The organism is Methylocystis borbori (assembly GCF_036576025.1).
Classification (GTDB): domain Bacteria; phylum Pseudomonadota; class Alphaproteobacteria; order Rhizobiales; family Beijerinckiaceae; genus Methylocystis; species Methylocystis borbori.
Map to the genome: position 1 here is coordinate 1 of NZ_JAZHYN010000034.1, position 19,702 is coordinate 19,702.

A 19,702-nucleotide genomic window follows, 5' to 3' on the forward strand; every position below is an offset into this window, starting at 1 on the left:
CGGAGACTGCGGCGCGGCGGCGGGCGGCGCGTTTTCGAGCGCCGGCGCCTGCGCATGAAGCGGCGCCGCCATCATCGCAGCCAAGGCCGCAATCACGACGCGCGTCACATGCGGCGCGCGCGCGCAAGAAACGTAGGATATGTTTGGATTTTTCATCATCGCGTCGTCATCATCCCCAAAGCGGCGAACTGTCCCGATCGCTTTTTTGGCGCGCTGTCTCGCCGGTCAACGGAATTATTCGCACGCGCTGCAAGACTGCGCCAGTTTGAAACCATTGTGAAGTTCCCGATGATGTGGTTTAAACGCCACGTATATTTTTAATTGCTTTGGAGGAAGAGATGTTTACGTCGAGGCCTTTCTTTGCGTCATTGGCTGCGCTGGCGATGACCGCGCATGTTTCGGCCGCCGAGTTGAAATACGCCGATCAGGGCGTGAAATGGACGCAAGCCAGCCGCACGGAATTCTACAGTCTCGATCAGGGCGCGCGAATCATGCCCTTCGCCTGGATCAAGGCGCTGAGACATCCCGACGGCGCGCGCTTCCTCGCCGACGGCCTCGGCCGCTACGGCTATCTGCCCAATCCCGATAGCGAGACGCCAGGCCTTCCCGTCGGATTCCTCTCCGCCTCGGAGAATTCCGCGCAATATTTCAGCATGACCTGCTCCGCTTGCCATACGCGGCAGATCGACGTTGGCGGCGTCTCCTGGCGCATCGACGGCGGACCGGCGCTCGTCGATTTCCAAAGCCTGCTGAACGATATTGATCTGGCCTTCAAGAAAATCCTGAGCGACGACGCCGCTTTCAAGCAGTTCGCCCAGGACGTGCTGGGCGGAGATCCGACGCCGCGCGAACTTCAGCATTTGCGCCGGGACGTCGACGTCTGGTTCGCGCCTTATGACACGATCGTGCGCAAGTCGCTCCCTTCGCCTGGCTGGGGCGTTGGACGGCTGGACGCCGTATCGATGATTTTCAACCGCGTCGCGGGCCTCGATATTGGCGCGACGCATTCTCGCATCATCGAAAATAACATCACATGGGCGGATGCGGCGGTGCGCTATCCCTTCCTGTGGAACGCCCCGATCCAGGACTTCACGCAATGGCCGGGATTCGCCGAAAACGGCGACGACATTCTCGGCCTCGCGCGCAATGTCGGCGAGGTATACGGCGTCTTCGGCGTCTATCGTCCCAAACAGACGATCCTTCCCAACGTCATCGATTATCTCAACGATTCTTCCCTGAATTATCCGGGCCTGATGCGTCTCGAAACGCTGATCAAGCAGATCGCGCCGCCCAAATGGCCCTGGAGCCTCGATCAGGCGCTCGTCTCCAAGGGCGCGGAGATTTTCAACCGCGATCCGAAGAACGGCGGCTGCGCCAAGGGCTGCCACGAAATCGCCAAGGGCGCGCCGCGCGTTTGCAATTTCCAGGGAACCTGGCGAACGCCGCTCGAGGACGTCGGCACGGACAGCCGCGAATATCAGGTTCTCGCGCGCGAGGCCGAAACCGGCGTGCTCAACGGCGCGAGAATCGCTTTCATCCCCGGCGTCGACAAGCCGCTCAAGCCGAAGGACAAGATCATCAGCATTCTTGGACTGTCGGTGATCGGATCGATTATCGAGGCGCCGCTACATTTCGGCCTCGATGTCTTCCAGCCGATTCTCGACGACTGCCTGCCGGCGGCCGCACAGGCGTCGCCCGAGAGCGCGAAGCTGCTGGTGCGCAACAAGCTCGCCGCCGCCTTAAAGAATCTCTATACGAAGCCCGCAGCGCAGCCGAGCTTCAAATATGAGTCGCGGGTGATGCAGGGCATTTGGGCGGCTGCGCCTTATCTCCACAATGGCTCCGTGCCGACGCTCGCCGACCTCTTAAAGCCCGTCGCGGAGCGTCCCGCCTCCTTCAAGGTCGGAACGGCCTATGACGTCGAGAGCGTCGGCCTCGCCAAGGAACAGGGCGCCTTCAGCACGCTCTATACGGCCGACGACTGCGCAAAACGGGATTCGGGCAACAGCCGCTGCGGCCATACCTTCGGCGTCAATCTCACGCCTGACGAGAAAAAGGCGCTGCTCGAATATTTGAAGAGTCTCTGATCGCCGCTCCATCGAGCCGCAAGGGGGAAAATCCTCCCCCTTGCCTTTTCCCGCGCCGCCCCGCATATCGCGCCGCAACGCGCAATCGAGAGCCGGGACGGATATGGGTTTCAAATGTGGCATCGTCGGCCTGCCGAATGTCGGCAAGTCGACCCTTTTCAACGCTCTGACCCAGACCGCGGCGGCCCAGGCGGCGAATTACCCCTTCTGCACCATCGAGCCCAATGTCGGCGAGGTCGCGGTGCCCGACCCGAGACTCGCGGAACTGGCGAAGATCGCCGGCTCCAGGGAGATCATCCCGACCCGGCTCACTTTCGTGGACATCGCCGGGCTCGTGCGCGGCGCGTCGAAGGGCGAAGGGCTCGGCAATCAGTTCCTCGCCAATATTCGCGAATGCGACGCGATCGCTCATGTGGTGCGCTGTTTCGAGGATGGGGACGTGACCCATGTCGAGGGCGGCGTCGATCCGATCCGCGACATTGAAACCATCGAGACCGAGCTGATGCTCGCCGATCTCGAAAGCCTCGAAAAACGCGTCGTCCCGCTCGAAAAAAAGGCCAAGGGCGGCGACAAGGAATCGAAGGAGCTTCTCGACCTCATGAACCGCTGCCTCGTGCTGCTGCGCGAGGGAAAGCCCGCGCGCCTCGCCAAGGTGAGCGCGGAGGAGCGCGCCGCCTTCGACGGGCTCGGGCTCCTGTCGTCGAAGCCGGTGCTGTACGTCTGCAATGTGGAGGAAGGCTCGGCGGCCGATGGCAACGTCCAATCGGCGAAAGTCGCTGCGCGCGCGGCGGAGGAAGGCGCGGCCTCGGTCGTCGTTTCGGCGAAGATCGAGAGCGAGATCGCCGTGCTGCCGGCCGAGGAGCAGAAGGATTATCTCGAAGCCGTGGGGCTCGCGGAGCCGGGCCTCAACCGCGTCATCCGCGCCGGCTACGACCTTCTGCATCTCATCACTTATTTCACCGTGGGCCCCAAGGAAGCGCGCGCCTGGACGATCGAGAAGGGCGTGCGCGCGCCGCAGGCGGCGGGCGTGATCCATACGGATTTCGAGAAGGGCTTCATTCGCGCCGAGACCATCGCCTATGACGATTACGTCGCGAATAAGGGCGAGGCGGGCGCCCGCGACGCGGGGCGGCTGCGGCTGGAGGGCAAGGAATATATCGTCGCGGACGGCGACGTGATGCATTTCAGGTTTAATACGTAAGTAAAGGCTCTGAAATTAGTTTTCTATGCTTATTTCCATAGCTTTGCCGCAGCATTGCTGGCGCACGTCGCTCGTCTCTCCAGCGTGACCCTAACCTATATCAGGCAAGCGTCGCAGACACGCCTAGATGGCTGTTGTTTTGACGTCTGGACCAAGTCAATGAAGCGCCGGCGCCGCCAAGATAAAGGCGTCTAATGCTGAGGCGTTTTTCTTTCATTAAACATAGACGCATTGATGAGAACGCAAATCACTCTACAACATGTGCGGGCGGTAAGCGGGGACGGCCTTTTTTGGAGGACAAAATGTCTAAGATATCCGTAGCCCTGTTCATAGCAATGATCGGGGCGAGCGCGATGCTCCCTGCCCAATCCGAAGCCCAACCTTGTCGAGGATGTTCTCCAATTCTTCAGCCGCCCCTAAAGTGTTATCCTTTCCTTCGCGTGCCGCCTGAGGTTTACGGCGCAAACGTTACCTATCCCGACCATCCTGTCCCTTACTCCGTCTGGTATTATGAACTCTACGAACCGTTCTGCGCGGGCAAACCTATCGGAGCCTGTGTTTGGGGGTGTGGACCGCATCCTATTCGTGGCCATGCTATAGCGGCAAGCGGCTAGGACGAAGCCACAAACTCTCGGCGCGGCGGCGAATTGCGGCGCCGGCTAGGCGCTTATGACGCGTTTCCTAAGCCGGCCCTGCGCACGAAAAGGTCGCGCCTTTTTCTTTCGGCCCGGCCTGCTGCGCCACTAAACCTAAGGAGACGGGGCCTCAGCCCTTCGACAGATTGTCGATCCGCTTCGTCAGATCGTCGAGCTGACGTTTCAGCTCGGCCACGTCGCCTTCGGTGGCGGCGACGGCGCCGCCCTCATGTTCTTCGAGCGACAGGCCGGTGGTCTTCGCCCCTTCCGGCGGCACGCCGAAGGGATTGAACATGGTGAGCGCCTGGCGAAACACCGCCATATTCTTGCGCGCCTGCTCCTCGAGCGACTGGAACGCCGCCCGCGTCGGCTCGGCGAAAGGACCCGCGCCGACGCCCAACGCCGAGGTGAACTGCTCGCGGAACTTCTGCTGCTCCTTCGTCAGCTTGTCGATCGAGAACTCCAGATAGCTCGGCACGAGCATCTGCATCGAGTCGCCGTAGAAACGGATAAGCTGGCGCAGGAAGGCGATGGGCAGCAGGCTCTGGCCCTCCTTGCCTTCCTGTTCGAAGATGATCTGGGTCAGGACCGGGCGGGTGATGTCGTCGCCGCTTTTCGCATCGCAAACAACGAAATCCTCGCCCCGTTTCACCATGGAGGCTAGGTCTTCAAGCGTCACATAGGTGCTTGTTCCCGTATCGTAGAGGCGGCGATTAGCGTATTTTTTGATGACAGTGGGTTTTTTTTCAGTCGCCATACGCCTGACCAGCTCCCCTCGCCGCACGCTTCGTCCGCCCAAAAAAAGTACCCGCCCTATCCGGACGATACGCGCAAATCGGCGCCTGCGGCAATATTTTCATGCCGGACGGCTTTCGCTCACGCCCAATTCCGTGCAAAACGAGCCGCGGCTCGCCGGACGCAGCCGCGAAAGGCTCAACAAATTCGTCCCCCTTGCCGGCTCAAGCGGCCGGGAAGCTGGACTATTCCGAGGAGATCGACATGACGACCGATATCGTGATCGTTTCCGCGGCGCGCACCGCCGTCGGATCGTTCAACGGAGCCTTTGGCGCGGTTCCGGCCCACGAGCTCGGCGCTGTCGCGATCAAGGCCGCCCTAGAGCGCGCCAATGTCCAGTCCGGCGAGGTCTGCGAGGTCATCCTCGGCCAGGTGCTCGACGCCGCCCAGGGCCAGAATCCAGCGCGCCAGGCGGCGATCAAGGCCGGGGTTCCCGACAGCTCCACGGCCTTCGGGGTCAATCAGGTCTGCGGCTCGGGCCTGCGCGCCGTCGCGCTGGCCGCCCAGCAGATTCAGGCGGGCGACGCGCAGATCGTCGTCGCCGGCGGTCAGGAGTCGATGTCGCTCTCGCCCCACGCCTCGCATCTGCGCGCCGGGACCAAGATGGGCGACGTGAAATTCACCGACACGATGATCGTCGACGGCCTCACCGACGCCTTCAACAACTATCACATGGGCGTCACGGCGGAGAACGTCGCCAAGCAGTGGCAGATCACGCGCGAGCAGCAGGACGAATTCGCGGTCAAGTCGCAAAACAAAGCGGAAGAAGCGCAGAAGGCCGGCAAGTTCAAGGACGAAATCGTCCCTTACACCGTCTCGACCAGGAAGGGCGACATCGTCGTCGAGTCCGACGAATACATCAAACATGGCGTGACGCTCGAAGGCGTGTCCAAACTGAAGCCCGCTTTCGCCAAGGACGGCACGGTGACGGCGGCGAACGCCTCGGGCCTCAACGACGGCGCGGCGGCGCTTGTCGTGATGAGCGCCGCCGAGGCGCAGAAGCGGGGATTGACGCCGCTCGCGCGCATCGCCTCCTGGGCGACGGCCGGCGTCGATCCGGCGGTGATGGGTTCGGGCCCGATTCCCGCCTCGCGCAAGGCGCTGGAAAAGGCGGGATGGAAGATTTCCGACCTCGATCTCATCGAGGCGAATGAAGCCTTCGCGGCGCAGGCGCTGGCCGTGAACAAAGACCTCGGCTGGGACCCTTCGATCGTGAACGTCAATGGCGGCGCCATCGCCATCGGCCATCCGATCGGCGCTTCCGGCGCGCGCATCCTGACGACGCTGCTCTATGAGCTCAATCGCCGCGGCGGCAAGAAGGGCCTCGCGACGCTGTGCATCGGCGGCGGCATGGGCATCGCGCTGACGGTGGAGCGGTAATCAGCGGCAGTCGGCAGTCGAGAATAGGCAGTCGGAGAGCGTCGCAACCCGACTGCCGCCTGCCTATCGCCGACTGCCCCTATAAGCGCTTATTCAATTCTGGAGGAGACCCCTTTAATGGCTAGAACGGCAGTTGTGACAGGCGGCACGCGCGGCATTGGCGAAGCGATTTCCAAGGCGCTGAAGGCGGCGGGCTATAATGTCGCGGCGACTTATGCGGGCAATGACGAAGCGGCCAATAAATTCAAGGCCGATACGGGCATTCCGGTCTATAAGTTCGACGTTTCGGATTATGAGGCGAGCGCGGCCGCCCTCGCGCAGATCGAAAAGGATTTGGGTCCCGTCGAAGTGCTGGTGAACAACGCCGGCATCACCAAGGACCGCCTCTTCCACAAGATGGAGCTCAAGGATTGGAACGCCGTCATCGGCACCAATCTCAATTCGCTCTTCAACGTCACGCGCCCAGTCATCAACGGCATGCGCGAGCGCGGCTTCGGCCGCATCATCGTCATCTCGTCGATCAATGGCCAGAAGGGCCAGGCGGGGCAGACGAACTACTCCGCTTCAAAGGCGGGCGACATCGGCTTTGTGAAGGCGCTGGCGCAGGAAAGCGCCTCCAAGGGCATCACCGTCAACGCCATCGCGCCGGGCTATATCGCCACCGAAATGGTGAAGGCCGTGCCGCAGGACGTGCTCGACAAGCACATCATCCCCTTCATCGCGGTCGGGCGTCTCGGCGAGCCGGAAGAGATCGCGCGCGCCGTCGTATTCCTCGCAGCGGATGACGCTGGCTTCATCACCGGCTCGACGCTGACGATCAACGGCGGTCAGTATCTGACCTGAGGACAAGGCCCGAAAAAGTGGCGGACTTTTTCGACCAGAACATGCCTCCGGCCTATTAATTTGGCGCGCTTTCTATCGAGCGGACCGTTCCGCCCGACCGGAAAGCGCGCTCGGCGCATGCCTTTTTCGGGCTGCAGACTTGGCCGGCCGGCATTGCGCCGGCCAATTTTCCGCCGCTAGGATAAAGGTCCATCCCGCGCCGAAGCGAGGCGACGATGAGCGTGAAGGACGACCCGCTTGCGCCGAAGCTGTTGCCACGCGAGATCCGCCTCGGCGAATTCGTCGCGTCTTCAGTGGGTCGCCAGCCTTCGTCCTTAAACCCCTGGCGGACTCCGGCAAATCCAGCGGCCAGATCGATCAAATACTTATTTCAGCGAGGCGGATATGTCGCGCTGATATTAAACGCCTGCTTTTTTGCTTTCCTCGCCTATTGGCTCCGCCACAATGTTGAATTTGCCGATCTGACGCTGCAGCTCAAGCAAATCCCCCTTCAGGGGATTCTGATCGCGATGACGATCAATCTCTTCGTCTTGCTCTTTTATGCGTCGCGCATTTCCACACTGCTCGGCGGCGGCTTGCTTTCGAGTCTTATGATCGCCACGATGGGATTCAGCTTTAACGCCTTGATGCCGTTCAGAGCCGGCGAAGGCGTCAAGATCTATTTTGGACATTCCTATTATGACTATTCTATCGGAGGCATGTCCGCCGCCGTTCTATTGGAGAAGCTGTACGATGCGACGGCGATCGTCGTTGTGTCCTTGGTGATTCTCGCGGCGTCCCATGCGAGCCTCGTCGAACCCCGCATCTTGATCGCGGCCGCTGCGGCCATTTTCCTTGTCTTTTGCGCCCTGCTTGTCCTGCGGCGGAAAGGCGCCCTTTGGACCCTTCCGGAGTCGCGCTTCGTCAAAGCGGCGCGCCTCGACGCGTTCTTCAAGCAGGCGGGGCTGTTGGTCGCCGGTCATAGCGCGGCGCGAACCGCCTTCATCACCGCCGCGATATGGACGACGAATGTTTGCCTCGTCTATGTCGTCTTCAAAACGCTGCTGCCCGAAATCGATGTCGACGTCGTCCACGCAATGACCATTTTGACGATCGGCGCGCTGGCGATCGCCGTTCCGTCCAGCCCCGCGGGCCTCGGGATTTTCGAGGCCGGCATCGTCGCCTATCTCGTCAACACTTATGGCGTTCAGAAGGAACGGGCGATTTCCGCGGCCCTGGCCTACCACTTCTCGATCACCGCGCCGCATACGCTGATTGTCGTCGGCTTTCTTGGAATGGCGCTGTTCCGATGGTTGAAGGAACGGGCAAGGCTCATGACGCCGAGCCGGTAGCGCCACGCGCGCATCCTTGTGCGCCCGCGCACGGAATGCGGGCGGCGCCTTTTCTATAACGCGCTCATCGAGACATCGAACATCGAGCGCAAGAAAATGAGCCCCCGCACTTCCAGGATCGCCCACATCGCTTTCGCCGCCGCCGTCATCGCCGCCGCTTCGGCGCCGCAGGTCGCCGCCGCCCGCGAATTCGTTCACTATCATTCCGAGCTTACCCCTGGCTCCATCGTCGTCAGCGAGCATGAGCGCAAGCTCTATCTCATCGTCGACCATGACGACGCCATCGCCTACAAGGTCGCGGTGCCGAAGGCCGGGAAGGAATGGACCGGCGTCGTGCAGGTCAACGCCAAATATGTCGCGCCCGACTGGACGCCGCCGGAGGACGTGAAGCACGACCATCCGGAACTGCCCGAGGTGATCCCGGGCGGCGCGCCGAACAATCCGATGGGCGCCCGCGCCATGACGCTCAGCGAAGGACAGGTCGCGATCCACGGCACGACCGACAAGATGCGCAAGTCGATCGGCTCCGCCGCCTCCTATGGCTGCATCCGCATGCTCAATGAGGACATCGTCGATCTTTACGATCGCGTCCCCGTCGGCGCCACCGTGGTGATGACGCCATAAAGCCCTTGCTTCAGCGCTTCTGTATCTCGTCGAAGACGCCGCCGTCGGCGAAGAATTTCTTCTGCGCCGCCGGCCATCCGCCGAACTGCTTATCGATGGTGACGAGTTTGATCTTGGCGAAGCGTTTAAGGTCTTCCTTCGAGGCGTATTGCGGGGAAGCCGGACGGTAGCCGAATTTGGCGATAAGCGCCTGCGTCTTCGGGCTGAACAGATAATCGAGATAGGCTTCGGCGAGCTTGCGCACGCCTTTGGCGTCCACATTCGCGTCGACGATCGAAACGGCCGGCTCGGCGAGGATCGAAATCGACGGCGTAACGATCTCGAATTTATCGGCGCCGAATTCTTGCAGGGTCAGGAACGCCTCGTTTTCCCATGTGATCAGCGCATCGCCGATGCCGCGCTGGGCGAAGGTCGTCGTCGAGCCGCGCGCGCCCGAATCGAGCACAGGGGCGTTGGCGTAGATCGCCTTGACGAATTCTTGCGTCTTGGCCTCGTCGCCGTTGAATTTGTCGAGGCCGTAAGCCCAGGCCGCAAGGAAATTCCATCGCGCGCCGCCGCCGGTCTTTGGATTAGGCGTCACCACCGCGACGCCGGGCTTTGCGAGATCGCTCCAATCGCGGATCCCCTTCGGATTTCCCTTTCGCACCAGCAGGACGATCGTCGAGGTATAGGGAGAAGAATTATTCGGCAGTCGCTTCTGCCAATCCGCGGGAATTTTCCCGCTCTTGGCGGCGATCTGGTCGATGTCGTTGGCCAGCGCCAATGTCACGACGTCGGCGGCCAGTCCTTCGATAACCGCCCTCGCCTGCGCGCCGGATCCACCATGCGAGGTTTTGATTTCGACGTCGCCCGCGCCGCGCGCCTTCCAGTCGGCCGCAAAGGCCTCATTCACCGCCTTATAAAGCTCCCGGGTGGGATCATAGGAGACGTTGAGCAGCGTCTCGACGGCGCAGGCCGGCGACAGAAATGAGCCGATAAGGAAAGCTCCCAACCACGCGACAGCGGATTTTTTTGGCATTTACGCTCTCTTAATTTAGTCTAGTGACTTAATGTACTTTCGGTGATTAACCCATCGGCCGCCGGAGAGCAATCGGCTCCAAAAGTTCGTCGCGGGGAGAGATTAATCTTCCGGCAGCGGAATGAATTCCGTTTCTCCCGGCACGGTCGGGAAACGCCCCTCCCGCCAGTCCTGCTTCGCCTGCTCGATCCGCTCCTTGCGCGAGGAGACGAGGTTCCACCACAGATAGCGGGGCTCTTCGATCGTCGCGCCGCCGAGCAGCATCAGCCGCGCGTCGGAAAGCGCCCGGATCGTGAGCCGCTCTTTGGGCCGGATGACGAGCAATTGCGGAATGTCGAAACTTTCGCCGCCGATCGCGATCGCCCCATCGACGAGATAGATCGCGCGCTCGTCGTAATCGGCGTCGAAGGGGGCGCTCGCGCCGGCGGAAAGACGCAGCTCCACATAGAACCAGTCCGATAATGTCGTCACCGACGACGACGCGCCGAAGACGGCGCCCGCGATGACGCGCGCGTAAACCCCATGGTCCTCCACCACCGGCAGTTCCTCGGCGCTGTAATGCTGAAAGCTTGGCGCCGTCTCTTCATGCGCGCGCGGCAACGCCACCCAGCTTTGCAGGCCGAGCATTTTCTGACCCGACGCGCGCGGCCCAGGCGGCGTGCGCTCGGAATGGACGATGCCGCGGCCCGCCGTCATCAGATTCATCGCGCCGGGCGCGATCTCCTGCACATTGCCGAGACCGTCGCGATGCAGGATGCGTCCGTCGAAAAGATAGGTGACGGTCGCAAGGCCGATATGCGGATGCGGGCGCACATCAATGCCCTGCCCCGGCGCGAATTGCGCCGGCCCAAGATGATCATAGAAGATAAAAGGCCCGACCATTTGGCGGCGCGCGCCCGGCAGCGCGCGGCGCACGGAAAAGCCGCCGAGATCGCGATCGCGCGGCGTGATGGCGAGTTCGACGAGCGAAGCGTTCAAGCCGGTTTGCGGCATGGACATGCGCGCGCCCTCCTCACCCCTCGCGTCAGCTCGGGGATAAGTAAGGCGCGCTTTTAGCCGATCAAGCGGCGCGGCCCTTGCGCTTCAGCACGAGGCAACCGCCGGAATTCGGCGTCGTTTTGATGGAGCAGCGCGGAGCGTCGCTCGGCTGATCGGTCGACGCTTGCGGCGCGGCCGTCGCCAGCGCCCCTGAGCCGCTCGCGCTCGAATAAAAGCTGAAGCACATGGCGAAAATCGCCGCGATCAGAAAAACGAACATGCGCATAATGATTGCTCCCCGATATTTTTTTCGGCGCCGGTCTTTTGCAAACCGCTCCTTTGCGCCTACGGGAACGCATCATAGGCCGCCATCTGCGGCGCGCTGTGCTGGCGCGCACAAGAGGCGCGCCGCCGTGCCTCCCCCGATTGACGGCGACGATAAAGGGGTATATACATCAATTTATGGCCGGACCGGATCCCATCGAAGTCAAAGCCTGCGCGCAGAACTGCGTCGCCGCCAATGTGCGCCGCGCAAGCCGGGCGATCACCCGGCACTACGGGCAGTTCATGGCGGCGACCGGTCTGGAGCCGACGCAATATTCGCTGCTCGTCGCCTGCTCTCTCACTGGGGGCGCCACGGTGAGCAAACTGGCGGAGGCTTTCGTGACGGATCGCAGCGCCCTCGCGCGAAACCTCGCGATTCTGGAGAAACGCGGCCTCGTCAAGGTGAAACAGGGCGAGGATCGCCGCACCCGCAAAGTGGCGCTTACGCCCTTTGGCGAGGCGACCCTCGCCAACGCCCTGCCGCATTGGAGGGAGGCGCAAAGCTCCGTCGAGGCCAAATTTGGCGCCGAACGTCTGCAAAAGCTTCTCTCCGAACTGAGAGCCTTGATGGCGGCGACGTCGCAAGGCTGAAGACAAAACGAAAGCGCCTGTCGCGCGCCTATAAAGGGGCATATGCAATGATTGCGATCGAACCCGCTTCCGAAACGCAATTCGACGCCAAGGCGCTGCGGGACATCGCCCTCGCCGCCGGCGCTGACGACGTCGGCTTCGTCTCGATCGACAATCCGGCGCTCGACGATCAGCGGCGCGACATTTTGGAGGCTTTCCCTTTCTCGCGCACATTGATCGCTTTCGTCATCCGCATGAGCCGCGACAATATCCGCAGCCCCGCGCGCTCCGTCGCCAATCTCGAATTCGATCAGGCCGCCGACGAGACCAACGACGTCGCGCGCAAGATCGCGCACGCGCTCGAAGGGCGTGGGTTACGCGCTGGCTATCCGTCGATGGGATTTCCGATGGAGGCCGTGCGATGGCCGGATAAAATGTGGGTGATCGCGCATAAGCCCGTCGCGGTCGCGGCGGGCCTCGGGCGCATGGGCATTCACCGCAACGTCATTCATCCCAAATTCGGCAATTTCATTTTGCTTGGAACCGTTGCGGTCGGTCTCGACATAGAGACGCGCGATCGGCCGCTCGACTTCAATCCGTGTCTCGAATGCAAGCTCTGCGTCGCCGCCTGCCCGACGGGCGCCATCGCCCCGGACGGCTATTTCGATTTCACCGCCTGCTACATCCATAATTATCGCGAATTTATGGGCGGCTTCGCCGATTGGGCGGAAACGCTCGCGGACGCCAAAAGCGCACGCACCTACCGCGAGAAGATCAGCGACGCCGAAACGGTGTCGATGTGGCAGAGCCTCGCCTTCGGCCCCAATTACAAGGCCGCCTATTGCATGGCGGTCTGTCCCGCGGGCTCCGATGTGATCGGGGCCTATCAGGCGGATAAAAGGCGATATCTCAAGGAGATCGTCGATCCTTTGCAGAGGAAGGCGGAAACGATCTATGTCACGGCGGGTTCGGACGCCGAGGATTATGTCGCGCGGCGCTTTCCGGGAAAGAGCTTGAAACGCGTCAATTCGACGACTCGGCCAACGACGATCGACGGCTTTCTTTCTAGTCTGCGGCTCGCCTTTCAGCGGGGAAAATCAGCCGGCCTTAACGCCGTCTATCATTTTAACTTCACCGGCGCGCAGAAACGCGCCGCGACGATCGTCATCGCGGACAGGCGCATTCGCGTCGAGCAAGGTCTCGTCGGCGCGCCAAGCCTGACGGTGACGGCCGACGCCGAAACATGGCTGCGTTTCGTCGGCAAGGAAACGAGCCTCGCCTCGGCGCTGCTGCGCCTTAAAATCAGGCTGCGCGGCGACCCAAGGCTATTCCTCGCCTTTGGACGTTGCTTTCCTGCTTAATTTAACCTCCGTTCGCTCGCGCCGAATGCGCCGTGACGATCTCGCGCGCCTGTTTGCCGACGACTTCGGCGAGATGGTCGAAGCGCGCCTGATAGAAGCCCGCGCCCGCCGTCGCCGAGCGCAGTTCGACGATGAGATTGTCCATCTCCGCTTCCGGGATGAGCGTCTCCAGCCTGTCCCAACCCTCCCAGCCGTCGCGCGGGCCAAAGCCCATGATCTGGCCGCGCCGCGCCGAGACGATGCCGGTCGCGCGCGACATGGCGTCGCTCGGCACGAAAATATCGACCGCGAGCACCGGCTCCAGGAGGATCGGCTCGGCTTTCTCCAGCGCCTCGCTCATGCCGATGCGCGCCGCCGTGCGAAAGGCCATGTCGGAGGAATCGACCGTATGATAGGAGCCGTCGGTCAGCACCGCCTCGACGTCGACGACCGGAAAGCCCAGCGGCCCATGCGCCAGCGCGTCCTGGCAGCCCGCCTCGACCGAGGAGAAATATTGCTTGGGCACCGCGCCGCCATGCACGCGCTCGCTGAAGGCGAAGCCTTCGCCGCGCGAACGCGGCGCGATCTCCAGCACGACATCGCCGAACTGGCCGTGGCCGCCCGACTGTTTCTTGTGGCGCCCGCGCACGGTGACCTTGTGGCGGATCGTCTCACGATAGGCGACCGTGGGCTTCGATTGTTCGACCGCGACATTGAAGCGCGAAGCGAGACGCTCGAGCGCGACGCGCAGATGCATCTCGCCCTGTCCGAACAGCTTGATCTGCGAGAGCTCCTGATCATGCACGAAGACGAGCGAAGGATCTTCTTCGACGAGCTTCGCCATGGCGGCGGCGAGCCGCATTTCATCCTTGCGGTCCTTCACGGTCAGCGCCAGCGCATGCACTGGATCTGGAACCGCCGCTCCCTTATGCGCAAGCTCCGCCGCAGCGGCTTTGGCGTTCGCCACGATATTGTCGCCGGTCTGCGCATGGTCGAGCCGCCCGAACGCGACGACGTCGCCCGCTTTCGCTTCGGTCGCCTTGACGATCGAAGCGCCGAGCAGCCGCGACAGGCCGGAAATGCGATCCTCGCCATGGCGCGAAATCGCCGTCTCGCCGTCGGCGAAAACGCCGCGCAGCACCCGCGCGAGCGACAGCTTGCCGCTGTGCGGCGTGTGGATGGTGCGGATGACGCGCGCCAGCGCGGGCCCGCTTTCGTCGACGCCAAGCCTCGCGCGCGCCGCTTCGATCCCGGGCGCTTCATGGCGCAGCGCCTTGAGGAGCCGCGTCACGCCCGCGCCCTTTTCGGCGGAGCCGATAAATAGCGGAACGACGAGCCCCGCGCGCAGCTCCTTGGTGAGATCGTCGAAGACCTGATCGCGCGGCGGCTCGATGTCCGAGATCAACTCCTCCATCAGCGCGTCGTCGTAATCGGCGAGGCGCTCCAGCATGGAATAGCGCGCCTCCTTCTCGGTCGTTGTGTCGCCCTGGGGAATGTCGACGACCTCCGACGGCGCATGCTCGCGATAGACATAGGCGCGCTCCAGCGCGAGGTCGATGAAGCCGACCGCGACGCCATTGCTCCAGATCGGTATCTGGCGCAGGAGAAGCGGCGTGTGCGATGCGGGCTGCAGCAGTCCCAGCGCGTCGCGCACGTCGATCGTCGCGGCGTCGATCTTGTTCAAGAAAATGAAATGCGGCAGCCTCAATTCTTCGAGCTGGCGCAAAACGAGCTGCAGCGCGGGAAGCTTGCGGGCGTCGGCCTCGCAGACGACGATCACGGCGTCGACGACGGGGAGAATATTGCGCGCCTCATGGGCGAATTCGACCGAGCCCGGCAGATCGATGAACGTATAGCGGTCGCCCATATAATCGAGCGTCGCGACATTGGGCTCGACGCTCATGCGATGCGCGCGCGCCTCCGCGCTGGCGTCGCCGACATTTGTCCCCGCGGCGACGGCGCCCTGGCGCGGGATCACCCCGGCATGCGCCAAGATGGCCTCGAGAAGGGTGGTTTTGCCGCATTGAAAAGGGCCCGCCAGCGCGATCAGCCGGGGGCCCTGGGCTCTCGTTTCGTGAGATTGCGCGCCTTGGGAAATAGCTTGTCCCATCGCTCCCTCCATTCTTTGTCGGAGCCTGGTTGATCCGGCCCCGTTGCATTATGCTTCCACCATGCGGGCTTGAGCGCAAGACGCCGCCGCTTAAGCGTAAGCGCGGCGCTTCCAGAGTTGGGCAAAGCAGGTTAGAAGCGCGGACCGACACGCCACGGAGTCCCCATGCGCCCCAGCAAACGCGCGCCCGACGAGATGCGCCCTGTGAGTTTCGAGCGGGGCGTCGCCCGCTACGCCGAGGGCTCCTGCCTCGTGAAGTTCGGCAATACGCAGGTGCTCTGCGCGGCCTCGCTCGAAGACAAGCCGCCATCGTGGCTGCGCGGCCAGGGCCGCGGCTGGGTGACGGCGGAATATTCCATGCTGCCCCGCGCCACGCACACGCGCACGCGGCGCGAAGCGGCCGCGGGCCGGCTCTCCGGCCGCACGCAGGAGATCCAGCGCCTCATCGGGCGCTCCCTGCGCGCCGTCACCAATCTCTCCGCGCTCGGCGAGCGCCAGATCGTCATCGACTGCGACGTGATCCAGGCGGACGGCGGCACGCGCACCGCCTCGATCACCGGCGCCTGGCTCGCGCTCCACGACTGTTTCGACTGGATGCGGTCGCGCTCCATCGTCAAGGAAAGCCCGCTGCGCGATCACGTCGCGGCCGTCTCCTGCGGCATTTTCAACGCCACGCCGGTGATCGACCTCGATTATGCGGAGGATTCGACGGCGGAGACGGACGCCAATTTCGTCATCACCGGCTCGGGCGGTCTTGTCGAAATTCAGGCGACCGCCGAAGTCACGGTGTTCTCCAATGAGGAGCTTGCCGCCATGCTGGCGCTGGCGCAAAAAGGCGTCGCCGATCTCGTCGCTCTGCAAAAAGCGGCGCTGGCGTAACAGCGCATCCGCTTCAACCCTTTACGCCGCGGACGGCGGATTGATCGGAACGGGATCCGTCTCCAAAAGCGCATAAAGCAGATGGTCGCGCCACTGCCCGTTGATGTTGAGATAAGAGCGCGCATAACCCTCCTGCTTGAACCCGACGCGCTCCAGCAATCTTTTGGAGGGTTCGTTGTTCGGCAGGCAGGCCGCCTCGATGCGATGGAAGCCGCGCTTCTCGAAGGCGTAGGCGCAGGCCGCGCGCACGGCGCGGGTCATATAGCCCTTGCCGGCGTAAGGCTCGCCCATCCAATAGCCGAGCGTCGCCGCTTGCGACACGCCGCGCCGCACATGGCCGAAGGAAAGGCCGCCGATCAGCACGCCGTCTTCCTCGCGGAAGATGAAAAAGGAATAGGCTTCGTCGCGCGCCATCTCCTCGGCGTGACGGCGGACGCGATAGCGAAAGCTGGCGCGCGTCAGATCGTCGATCGGCCATAGAGGCTCCCAGGGCGTGAGGAAAGAACGGCTTTTCTCGCGCACCTCCGCCCATTCGGCGTAATCGCGCATTTCCGACGCGCGCAGATAGACGCCTTCGCCTCGGATCGGCAAATCGCGACGCCCGATTACGCTGAAAATCGCCATCTTCGACCTTGCGACCCCTTCTCAGTTTCTTGCCGCGCGCGCCCGCTCAGCAATAAAGGCGGCGATTTGCGCGTCGTTATTTTCAAGAATCGTGAATCGCTCCGGCGCGTCAAGTTGCGCCGCAATATTTTCGGGCAGTTTCGCCCGCAATCCAATGGCGCGCTCGATGGCGTCCGGAAATTTCGCGGGATGCGCGGTCGAGAGCGCGACGACGGGCGTCGCGGGGTCTCGCGCGAGCCGCCCGCGCGCCGCGCGCACGCCGGTCGCCGTATGCGGATCGAGCACATAGCCCGCTTCGCGATAGGTCCGCGCGATCTCCTCCGTCGTTTCGGCCTCGCCCACGGCCTGGCCCTCGAATTCCGCACGAATCGCCGCGAGCGCGGGAGCGGGAATCTCGAAGGCGCCCGATTGGTCGAGCGAAGCGAAGGCCGCGCGGACGACCGCCGGATCGCGCGCGCAGGCGTCGAACAGCAGCCGCTCGAAATTCGAGGAGAGCTGAATATCCATCGAAGGCGACTGCGTCGGCGTCACGCCGCGCGGCTCATAGCGTCCGCTCGCCAACGCGCGCGCGAGAATGTCGTTGGCGTTGGTCGCGACGATCAACCGCTCGACCGGCAGCCCCATATGTTTCGCGACATAGCCCGCAAGCACGTCGCCGAAATTGCCCGTCGGCACCGCGAAGGAAATATGGCGATGGGGCGCGCCGAGCGCGACGGCGCTCGTGAAATAGTAAACGGTCTGCGCGACGACGCGCGCCCAATTGATCGAATTGACGCCGGCGAGCCCGACGCGCGAGCGAAAATCAGCGGCGCGAAAGAGGCGCTTCAAGATCGCCTGCGCATCGTCGAAGGAGCCCTGCAGCGCGATGGTGTGAACATTTTCATCCGCGACCGTCGTCATCTGCCGGCGCTGCACGTCGGAGACGCGGCCATGCGGAAAAAGAATGAACACGTCGACGCGATCGAGCCCCTTGAAGGCTTCGATCGCCGCCGCGCCCGTATCGCCCGATGTGGCGCCGACGATGGTCGCGCGCAAATTCCGCTTTTCGAGCACATGATTCATCATGCGCCCGAGGAGCTGCATGGCGAGGTCCTTGAAGGCCAGCGTCGGGCCGTGGAAGAGCTCCAGCACGAAGAGATTGTCGGCGATCTGAACGAGCGGCGCGATGGCGCGATGGCGGAAAGCGGCATAGGCGGCCTCCGTCTCTTCGCGCAAAATCTCAAGCGGGAAACTGTCGCTCAAATAGGGCGCGATGAGCCGCGCCGCCGCTTCGGCGTAAGGCAGGCCGGCAAGCGCCGCTATGTCGCTCGGGGCGATATGCGGATAGGCGAGCGGGGCGTAGAGCCCGCCGTCGGCGGCGAGCCCCGCCAGCAGCACCTCGTCGAAACCAAGCTGCGCGGCCTCGCCGCGCGTCGAAAGATAGCGCAACCGTCGATCCATCCCTGCTGCGGAAAATGCGTCGCGCAAGGCGCGCATGTCAGCGCCTCTTTTCATAGCATATCGGGCCGCGCCGCAAGCGCGGCGTCATGACGTTTGGAAAATGGGCCTTCGCATCTTTCAAGACGGCCCTTGGCGTTCGTCGTCGTGGAGACCGTCTTCTTGGGCGCAAACAAGGCCCCTCATCCTGAGGAGGCCTCGAAGAGGCCGTCTCGAAGGACGAGGGGCCGATACCGCTATCGCATGCTCAGATGACGCCGCAGTCCTCGTGCTTCGAGACGCCGCCTTCGGCGGCTCCTCAGCATGAGGACTGCTGGTTGCGGCTTCAATGGCATTTGATGCGGCCAGCGCCCGTCATTTTGAACGACCCAGCGCGCCGCCCGCGTAAAGCGCGAAGATGACGAGGAGCGACAGCGCGAGGCCGAACCAGGTGATCGCATAGGAGAGATGATTATTGACGATGGAAGGCGCGCCTTGCGGAATCGGGCGCAGGCCGTCGCCCGCCAGCGGCGCGAGCAGCGAAAGCGTGAAGGGCGCCGCCGCCGTCTGCCCCAGCGCGGCGGCGATCGCCGCCGGATCGCGCGTGTAAAAAACGCCTTTTTTTGGTTCGTCGGCGGGGGTGAAGAAATTACGGCCTTGCGGCGCGCGCATCAGCGCCTCGAACGCCAGCTCGCCGGAAGGCGCGGCGCGCAGCGACGCGTCGGCCGCCTGCGATCCCGGCAGAAAGCCGCGATCGACGAGCACGACGCCGCCCTGCGCGAGCGCGAATGGCGTCAGCGCCAGATAGCCCGGCTCCCGGCTCGCGCCCTCGGGCGGCGGCGCGAAGATCAGCGCGTCGCGCCCCGCGACAAAGCGGCCGGTCGCCCGCACCCGTTTGAAATCGTAATTCTCGGGCCGCAAAGCGGGCCATTCGTCCTGGGGCGGAATCGCCTGCGCGGCTTCGCTCGCGCGTTGTTCGATCCGCGCAATCAACGCCTCTTTCTCATCGAGGCGGCGAAGCTGCCAGACTCCCAGCCCGACGAGCAGGGCGAAAGCGAGCGCGGCGGCGACCGCCGGCCACAGCAGCGCGCGCGCGGCGGCTCTCACGATTTATGCCGGCTTTCCTCGGCCTTGTTGAAATATTGAAGCGCGATCAAAAGCCCCTTCATCGGCCGCAGCAAGGCCAGGCAAAGGAAGGCCGACAAGGGCAGTAGAATCGCCGCATGCACCCAATAGGGCGGCTTATGAACGATCTCGATATAGGCCATCACGCCGATGGCGATGAAGCCGACGATGGTCATGACGAAGATCGCGGGACCGTCGCCCGCGTCGGCGAAGGAGAAATCCAGGCCGCAGACTTCGCATTTGGGCGACACGGCGAGCAGACCCTTGATCATATGGCCTTTGCTACAGGCCGGGCATCTGCCGAGCAGGCCGTCGATATAGAGACGCGGCGGCGGATAGACGTGCTCTTCGGACATTTCACGCGCTCCAACGAAAACGGTCACGGACGCGCCGTGACCGTCGCTTGTTCGCTCAGGGGAAGA

The 19,702-nt window shown here is 63.1% G+C and carries 18 protein-coding genes; 9 read left to right on the forward strand and 9 right to left on the reverse strand.

The features are described from left to right. Window positions 1-338 precede the first annotated feature (338 nt). Both V3H18_RS11595 and ychF read left to right on the forward strand, forming a co-directional pair. A complete protein-coding gene (locus V3H18_RS11595; protein ID WP_332082214.1) occupies window positions 339-2,087 on the forward strand; it encodes a di-heme-cytochrome C peroxidase in 1,749 nt (582 codons plus the stop codon). Between the two features lie 103 nt (window positions 2,088-2,190). Continuing rightward, window positions 2,191-3,288 carry a redox-regulated ATPase YchF gene (ychF, locus tag V3H18_RS11600; RefSeq protein ID WP_332082215.1) on the forward strand — a complete coding sequence of 366 codons (1,098 nt, stop codon included), beginning with the start codon at window positions 2,191-2,193 and terminating at the stop codon, window positions 3,286-3,288. 765 nt (window positions 3,289-4,053) lie between these two features. On the opposite strand, the gene phaR is transcribed toward ychF, so the two are convergent. Then, the gene (gene phaR / locus V3H18_RS11605) at window positions 4,054-4,680 is read right to left on the reverse strand and encodes a polyhydroxyalkanoate synthesis repressor PhaR (protein WP_332082216.1); all 627 of its coding nucleotides are present in this window, start codon (window positions 4,678-4,680) and stop codon (window positions 4,054-4,056) included. A 242-nt stretch (window positions 4,681-4,922) separates the two neighbouring features. On the opposite strand from phaR, the gene V3H18_RS11610 reads away from it, so the two are divergent. From V3H18_RS11610 to V3H18_RS11625, 4 genes are all read left to right on the forward strand, one after another. Then, on the forward strand, window positions 4,923-6,098 hold the full coding sequence (locus V3H18_RS11610; protein WP_332082217.1) for an acetyl-CoA C-acetyltransferase: 1,176 nt from the start codon (window positions 4,923-4,925) through the stop codon (window positions 6,096-6,098). Between the two features lie 117 nt (window positions 6,099-6,215). Continuing rightward, window positions 6,216-6,941, forward strand: a complete 726-nt coding sequence (gene phbB, locus V3H18_RS11615) for an acetoacetyl-CoA reductase (protein WP_332082218.1) — start codon at window positions 6,216-6,218, stop codon at window positions 6,939-6,941. Window positions 6,942-7,156: 215 nt separating this feature from the next. Continuing rightward, window positions 7,157-8,272, forward strand: a complete 1,116-nt coding sequence (locus tag V3H18_RS11620; RefSeq protein WP_332082219.1) for a lysylphosphatidylglycerol synthase transmembrane domain-containing protein — start codon at window positions 7,157-7,159, stop codon at window positions 8,270-8,272. Window positions 8,273-8,290: 18 nt separating this feature from the next. Further along, window positions 8,291-8,896: a L,D-transpeptidase gene (locus tag V3H18_RS11625; protein ID WP_332082220.1), complete on the forward strand. Its 606-nt coding sequence runs from the start codon at window positions 8,291-8,293 to the stop codon at window positions 8,894-8,896. Window positions 8,897-8,906: 10 nt separating this feature from the next. Here V3H18_RS11625 and V3H18_RS11630 read toward each other — a convergent pair whose 3' ends face one another. The 3 genes from V3H18_RS11630 to V3H18_RS11640 all read right to left on the reverse strand — a co-directional run bounded on the left by V3H18_RS11630 (window position 8,907) and on the right by V3H18_RS11640 (window position 11,178). Further along, window positions 8,907-9,914, reverse strand: a complete 1,008-nt coding sequence (locus V3H18_RS11630) for a sulfate ABC transporter substrate-binding protein (RefSeq protein ID WP_332082221.1) — start codon at window positions 9,912-9,914, stop codon at window positions 8,907-8,909. A gap of 102 nt (window positions 9,915-10,016) precedes the next feature. Continuing rightward, the gene (locus V3H18_RS11635) at window positions 10,017-10,913 is read right to left on the reverse strand and encodes a pirin family protein (protein WP_332082222.1); all 897 of its coding nucleotides are present in this window, start codon (window positions 10,911-10,913) and stop codon (window positions 10,017-10,019) included. A 61-nt stretch (window positions 10,914-10,974) separates the two neighbouring features. Continuing rightward, on the reverse strand, window positions 10,975-11,178 hold the full coding sequence (locus V3H18_RS11640; RefSeq protein WP_332082223.1) for a hypothetical protein: 204 nt from the start codon (window positions 11,176-11,178) through the stop codon (window positions 10,975-10,977). Window positions 11,179-11,354: 176 nt separating this feature from the next. On the opposite strand from V3H18_RS11640, the gene V3H18_RS11645 reads away from it, so the two are divergent. Together V3H18_RS11645 and V3H18_RS11650 are read left to right on the forward strand one after the other, a co-directional pair. Then, on the forward strand, window positions 11,355-11,807 hold the full coding sequence (locus V3H18_RS11645) for a MarR family winged helix-turn-helix transcriptional regulator (protein ID WP_332082224.1): 453 nt from the start codon (window positions 11,355-11,357) through the stop codon (window positions 11,805-11,807). A gap of 47 nt (window positions 11,808-11,854) precedes the next feature. Then, window positions 11,855-13,147: an SCP2 sterol-binding domain-containing protein gene (locus V3H18_RS11650; RefSeq protein WP_332082225.1), complete on the forward strand. Its 1,293-nt coding sequence runs from the start codon at window positions 11,855-11,857 to the stop codon at window positions 13,145-13,147. Between the two features lies 1 nt (window position 13,148). Here V3H18_RS11650 and V3H18_RS11655 read toward each other — a convergent pair whose 3' ends face one another. Further along, entirely contained in the window at window positions 13,149-15,236 is a 2,088-nt protein-coding gene (locus tag V3H18_RS11655) for an elongation factor G (RefSeq protein ID WP_332082226.1), read from the reverse strand. 165 nt (window positions 15,237-15,401) lie between these two features. On the opposite strand from V3H18_RS11655, the gene rph reads away from it, so the two are divergent. Continuing rightward, window positions 15,402-16,115 (forward strand): ribonuclease PH, encoded by a 714-nt coding sequence (gene rph, locus V3H18_RS11660; protein ID WP_332082227.1) that lies wholly within the window; start codon window positions 15,402-15,404, stop codon window positions 16,113-16,115. Window positions 16,116-16,136: 21 nt separating this feature from the next. Here rph and V3H18_RS11665 read toward each other — a convergent pair whose 3' ends face one another. From V3H18_RS11665 to V3H18_RS11680, 4 genes are all read right to left on the reverse strand, one after another. Then, the gene (locus V3H18_RS11665) at window positions 16,137-16,739 is read right to left on the reverse strand and encodes a GNAT family N-acetyltransferase (RefSeq protein WP_332082228.1); all 603 of its coding nucleotides are present in this window, start codon (window positions 16,737-16,739) and stop codon (window positions 16,137-16,139) included. A gap of 21 nt (window positions 16,740-16,760) precedes the next feature. After that, window positions 16,761-18,167: a threonine synthase gene (thrC, locus tag V3H18_RS11670; RefSeq protein WP_332082248.1), complete on the reverse strand. Its 1,407-nt coding sequence runs from the start codon at window positions 18,165-18,167 to the stop codon at window positions 16,761-16,763. A 363-nt stretch (window positions 18,168-18,530) separates the two neighbouring features. Continuing rightward, window positions 18,531-19,262, reverse strand: coding sequence for an SURF1 family protein (locus V3H18_RS11675; protein ID WP_332082229.1), 732 nt, complete (start codon window positions 19,260-19,262; stop codon window positions 18,531-18,533). Then, window positions 19,259-19,636, reverse strand: a complete 378-nt coding sequence (locus tag V3H18_RS11680; protein ID WP_332082230.1) for a DUF983 domain-containing protein — start codon at window positions 19,634-19,636, stop codon at window positions 19,259-19,261. Before V3H18_RS11680 ends, V3H18_RS11675 begins: the two co-directional genes overlap by 4 nt. Window positions 19,637-19,702 lie beyond the last annotated feature (66 nt).

What these genes read in the sequence shown, in the direction of transcription:
- V3H18_RS11635 (WP_332082222.1), bottom strand. Translation starts at nt 10,913, where the DNA reads ATGTCCATGCCGCAAACCGGCTTGAACGCTTCGCTCGTCGAACTCGCC.
- V3H18_RS11595 (WP_332082214.1), top strand. Translation starts at nt 339, where the DNA reads ATGTTTACGTCGAGGCCTTTCTTTGCGTCATTGGCTGCGCTGGCGATG.
- V3H18_RS11610 (WP_332082217.1), top strand. Translation starts at nt 4,923, where the DNA reads ATGACGACCGATATCGTGATCGTTTCCGCGGCGCGCACCGCCGTCGGA.
- V3H18_RS11650 (WP_332082225.1), top strand. Translation starts at nt 11,855, where the DNA reads ATGATTGCGATCGAACCCGCTTCCGAAACGCAATTCGACGCCAAGGCG.
- V3H18_RS11630 (WP_332082221.1), bottom strand. Translation starts at nt 9,914, where the DNA reads ATGCCAAAAAAATCCGCTGTCGCGTGGTTGGGAGCTTTCCTTATCGGC.
- phaR (WP_332082216.1), bottom strand. Translation starts at nt 4,680, where the DNA reads ATGGCGACTGAAAAAAAACCCACTGTCATCAAAAAATACGCTAATCGC.
- V3H18_RS11655 (WP_332082226.1), bottom strand. Translation starts at nt 15,236, where the DNA reads ATGGGACAAGCTATTTCCCAAGGCGCGCAATCTCACGAAACGAGAGCC.
- V3H18_RS11665 (WP_332082228.1), bottom strand. Translation starts at nt 16,739, where the DNA reads ATGGCGATTTTCAGCGTAATCGGGCGTCGCGATTTGCCGATCCGAGGC.
- ychF (WP_332082215.1), top strand. Translation starts at nt 2,191, where the DNA reads ATGGGTTTCAAATGTGGCATCGTCGGCCTGCCGAATGTCGGCAAGTCG.
- V3H18_RS11640 (WP_332082223.1), bottom strand. Translation starts at nt 11,178, where the DNA reads ATGCGCATGTTCGTTTTTCTGATCGCGGCGATTTTCGCCATGTGCTTC.
- rph (WP_332082227.1), top strand. Translation starts at nt 15,402, where the DNA reads ATGCGCCCCAGCAAACGCGCGCCCGACGAGATGCGCCCTGTGAGTTTC.
- V3H18_RS11680 (WP_332082230.1), bottom strand. Translation starts at nt 19,636, where the DNA reads ATGTCCGAAGAGCACGTCTATCCGCCGCCGCGTCTCTATATCGACGGC.
- phbB (WP_332082218.1), top strand. Translation starts at nt 6,216, where the DNA reads ATGGCTAGAACGGCAGTTGTGACAGGCGGCACGCGCGGCATTGGCGAA.
- V3H18_RS11645 (WP_332082224.1), top strand. Translation starts at nt 11,355, where the DNA reads ATGGCCGGACCGGATCCCATCGAAGTCAAAGCCTGCGCGCAGAACTGC.
- V3H18_RS11620 (WP_332082219.1), top strand. Translation starts at nt 7,157, where the DNA reads ATGAGCGTGAAGGACGACCCGCTTGCGCCGAAGCTGTTGCCACGCGAG.